The organism is Paenibacillus sp. N119s (genome assembly GCF_059447605.1).
In genome coordinates this window covers 1-3,475 of sequence record NZ_JCAJRU010000359.1, presented here as the reverse complement: position 1 = coordinate 3,475, position 3,475 = coordinate 1, and the positions used below count along the sequence as shown (strand labels likewise).

4 protein-coding genes and 2 pseudogenes are annotated in these 3,475 nt (G+C 43.7%); 4 read left to right on the top strand and 2 right to left on the bottom strand.

The genetic code is table 11. The features are described 5' to 3' along the window. A partial coding sequence (locus AC5V8P_RS24465) for an ArsB/NhaD family transporter (protein ID WP_495473968.1) occupies nt 1–425 on the top strand: 425 nt, incomplete at its 5' end. A gap of 77 nt (nt 426–502) precedes the next feature. Then, nucleotides 503–707 (top strand): annotated as a pseudogene (locus AC5V8P_RS24460) (low molecular weight phosphatase family protein); the annotation flags it as partial. A 41-nt stretch (nt 708–748) separates the two neighbouring features. Here AC5V8P_RS24460 and AC5V8P_RS24455 read toward each other — a convergent pair. After that, nucleotides 749–1,144, bottom strand: coding sequence for a winged helix-turn-helix transcriptional regulator (locus AC5V8P_RS24455; RefSeq protein WP_064797283.1), 396 nt, complete (start codon nt 1,142–1,144; stop codon nt 749–751). A gap of 161 nt (nt 1,145–1,305) precedes the next feature. Between AC5V8P_RS24455 and AC5V8P_RS24450 the strand changes: the two genes are divergently transcribed. Continuing rightward, nucleotides 1,306–1,866 (top strand): NAD(P)H oxidoreductase, encoded by a 561-nt coding sequence (locus AC5V8P_RS24450; RefSeq protein ID WP_064797282.1) that lies wholly within the window; start codon nt 1,306–1,308, stop codon nt 1,864–1,866. A gap of 314 nt (nt 1,867–2,180) precedes the next feature. Beyond that, nucleotides 2,181–3,356, top strand: a complete 1,176-nt coding sequence (locus AC5V8P_RS24445) for an alanyl-tRNA editing protein (protein ID WP_064797281.1) — start codon at nt 2,181–2,183, stop codon at nt 3,354–3,356. A gap of 12 nt (nt 3,357–3,368) precedes the next feature. Here the strand turns inward: AC5V8P_RS24445 and AC5V8P_RS24440 are convergent. Continuing rightward, nucleotides 3,369–3,475: pseudogene (locus AC5V8P_RS24440) on the bottom strand (YoaK family protein); the annotation flags it as partial.

Genomic DNA, 3,475 nt, shown 5'->3' with positions numbered 1-3,475 from the left:
GGATGTATGTGGTAGTGTATGGTTTGCGTAACGCTGGTTTGACGGATCTGCTGTCCCACGTGATTCAAGCGGCTGCTGATCAAGGTATGTTTGTAGCCACCATGGCCATGGGTTTTATTGCGGCGATTATCTCTTCGAGTATGAATAACTTGCCTACGGTCATGATTGATGCGCTTGCCATTAATGCCACTCATACAACCAGTATGGTCAAAGAGGCACTGATTTATGCTAACGTCATTGGGTCGGATCTTGGACCGAAAATAACTCCAATCGGTTCATTAGCCACATTATTGTGGCTGCATGTGCTTCGTTCGAAAAACGTGAAAATTTCATGGGGCACTTATTTTAAAACAGGCATCGTCTTAACTATTCCTACACTTTTTATTACCCTGCTCGGCTTATATCTGTGGTTAATCATTTCATAATTGAATATCGAAGGAAACGTTAATGACGGAAAGAAGAAAATTTATTTTTTGTGCACTGGTAATTCTTTCAGATATGATTGCTGAATGGTGCGGATTTAGTAGTGACCTTGTGCGGAGATGCTGCTGATAAATGTCCTATCACACCTCACGCACGTTCGCCGTGAACATTGGGGATTTGATGATCCGGCTAAAGCACAAGGAACAGAAGAGGAGCAATTGGAGCGTGTTCTACGGGATGAAGTCGGGACTCGTATTCGGAAATTTGCGGAGACTGGTGAATAAACAAGGTGCAAAGCCATAGTATTTCAAACAAGCACGCCTCTTTAAAGAGGTGGTGCTTGTTTGGAGTTTTTTTCCTTCACAGAATACTCTTCCAGCACCTTTGTTTTATCTCCATAGATCCTATCCAAATGATCTTCTCCCCATAAGCAAAAACGATCAAGCAAATCTTTAAAATCCCATCCATATTCACTAAGCTCGTACTCCACTTTGGGTGGAACCTGGTTATAAATGATGCGGTGGATGATTCCATCCTTTTCAAGCTCTCTAAGCTGTTGGGTAAGCACTTTTTGGGTGATTTTCGGAATGAGTTGACGAAGTTCGTATGTACGTTTTCTGCCGCTGGTTAAATGATGCAGAATGATGCCTTTCCACTTTCCACTGATGACCTCCAAAGTTGCCTCGATTCCGAGCATATAGGTTTTGGCTTTGTCATCCATAGACTTTCCCCCTCTCCGATCTGTAGTACAAAAGGCACTAAGGAACCTTAAAGTACCTACAGCACATTGAAGTGCGTACTTCACACTCTAATGTATAACATCCATAATAGCATCTGTAGACAGGGATCAACAATTATGAGGAGAAAGTAGGTTACGGATACATGAAAGTTCTATTGGTCGTCACGCATCCTAGAGAAGATTCACTCACCCTTGCGGTCATGACTCGTTTTGTAGAGGGATTGAAAGAGAATAAGCACGAGGTAGATATTTTGGACTTGGATCGGGATGGATACAATCCGGTGTACAGCGCTGTAGATGAGCTGGATTGGAATACGACCCATAAACAATATGCTCCTGAAACGCGGAAAGAGATGGATAGAATTGCAGCTGCGGAAGCTCTGGTCTTTGTGTTTCCACTATGGTGGTACAGTGTGCCTTCCATGCTAAAAGGGTACCTAGATAAAGTCTGGAACAAAGGTTTACTTCAGGAATTTACGACGAAGCAGGTTTTGTGGATGTGCTTGGCGGGAGGGACTAAAGAACATCTAATCAAGTATGAATATCACGATTTGGTTACTAGTTATTTGAATAAAGCCATTGCTGGTTACGCAAGAGTAAGAGAGTCCAAGGTGGAGTTCTTCTATGATACTTTGTCCGAGTCGAAAGAATACATTGTAGGTTTACTGGAGCACGCTTATCAATTAGGTCTGGCATATAAGTGAAAGTTATTCTGATAACAATGATAATTTAATATTGTTGAAAAAGGGTTAAGGCTCGTTAGACGGCACTTAACCCTTTTTATTTCTACAGAAGAGACTATTCTTTTATCACCACTAGTTGTGCTTGCTGAAACAAGGGGTTATGGTGATCCCTTTTCAGAAGCAGTACCCACAGTCTGCTTGGCTAGCTTCTGTCTTCCCCATGTGCGCTGGAATGTTCAAGCTATTCACTACATTGATATTTACAGTGAAGTGCTTGATAATAAGTGAATATCGGACGAGACAAGACAAAGAATACCCAAAAGTGAGGGACTGAAATGGCTGCCAAATTATATTACACTGCTCCAAATCTTACGGAGTGGAACACTTATATTACACAGAGCATGGAAAGAGACGGAGCATTTTTTGTTATGCTTGAGGAAACGGCCTTTTATCCGCATGGCGGAGGTCAGCCGTGTGATACAGGAACGATACAGGGCATTCGTGTATTAGATGTTGTTCTTGAAGACGGGGACATTTGGCATCAGGTAGAACGCTTGCCGGAGGAGGGGGAAGTGGCTTGCCAATTGGATTGGGAGCGCAGATTTGATCATATGCAGCAGCATAGCGGGCAGCATTTGCTATCAGCGGTTTGCCTAGAGCTGTTGGGTGCGCGTACAGAGAGCTTTCATTTGGGACAAGAGTACGCCACAATTGATGTCAACTGTTCGGATATAACCTCTGCCCAGCTATCGGCAATCGAGCAGGAAGCCAATCGGCAAATCTACAATAACCGCAGCATCAAAAGCTATTTTGTAACCCATGAGCAATTGCAGGACATTCCACTTGTGAAAATGCCTAAAGTGACGGAAAATATTCGAATTGTTGAGATCGAGGGCATTGAATATAATGCTTGCGGCGGTACACATGTGGCTCAGACCGGGGAAATTGGGATGATTAAATGCTTGAAATGGGAAAAGCAAAAAGGGATGGCCAGAATCCATTTCAAATGTGGTGCTCGCGCACTCCATGACTTTAATGAGGGTGTTCGGATTTTGGACGTGTTATCTGCGAAGTTCAATACCGGACGGAGGGATATTTTGACCCGATTCGAAAAGTGGGAGCAGGAGCACAAGCAGCTCAAGGCGCAAGTGGAGCTCCTGCAAGAGGAAAATGCATCATACCAGGCAAAAGAATTGCTGTCTGCTGTACAGGGGCATGTTCTTGCTCGTGTATTCGAACAAAAATCCTTTCAGGAGATGCAGCAATTGGCTGCCAAGCTAACCGCTGAGCATGATTTGCTTGTTTTATTTGCCACAACAGCAGAAAACAAAATCATTCTGGCACATAACGGTACCCAATCCATTAGCTGCGGAGCTTATTTAAAGGAAAATCTGGGCGCGTTTCAGGGCAAAGGGGGCGGTAGCAACCAATCTGCTCAGGCAGCATTTTTGTCCCGCAATGACCTTTTGAATTTCTTTGAAACGGCCCAGCGGCAGTTCATTCAGGGCTGATGTAATGGAGGATTAGTGACGCAGCGGCAACTTCCACTTTTCCTCTTCTGTAAATAAAATAAAAGAAAAAATAAGTGCAACAACAGCGCCCCAAACGGCTTTATCCCCAATCGTCAAAG

Bases quoted from the DNA above. Each gene is read 5' to 3' on its own strand.
- AC5V8P_RS24455 (WP_064797283.1), bottom strand. From the start codon at position 1,144: ATGGATGACAAAGCCAAAACCTATATGCTCGGAATCGAGGCAACTTTG.
- AC5V8P_RS24450 (WP_064797282.1), top strand. From the start codon at position 1,306: ATGAAAGTTCTATTGGTCGTCACGCATCCTAGAGAAGATTCACTCACC.
- AC5V8P_RS24445 (WP_064797281.1), top strand. From the start codon at position 2,181: ATGGCTGCCAAATTATATTACACTGCTCCAAATCTTACGGAGTGGAAC.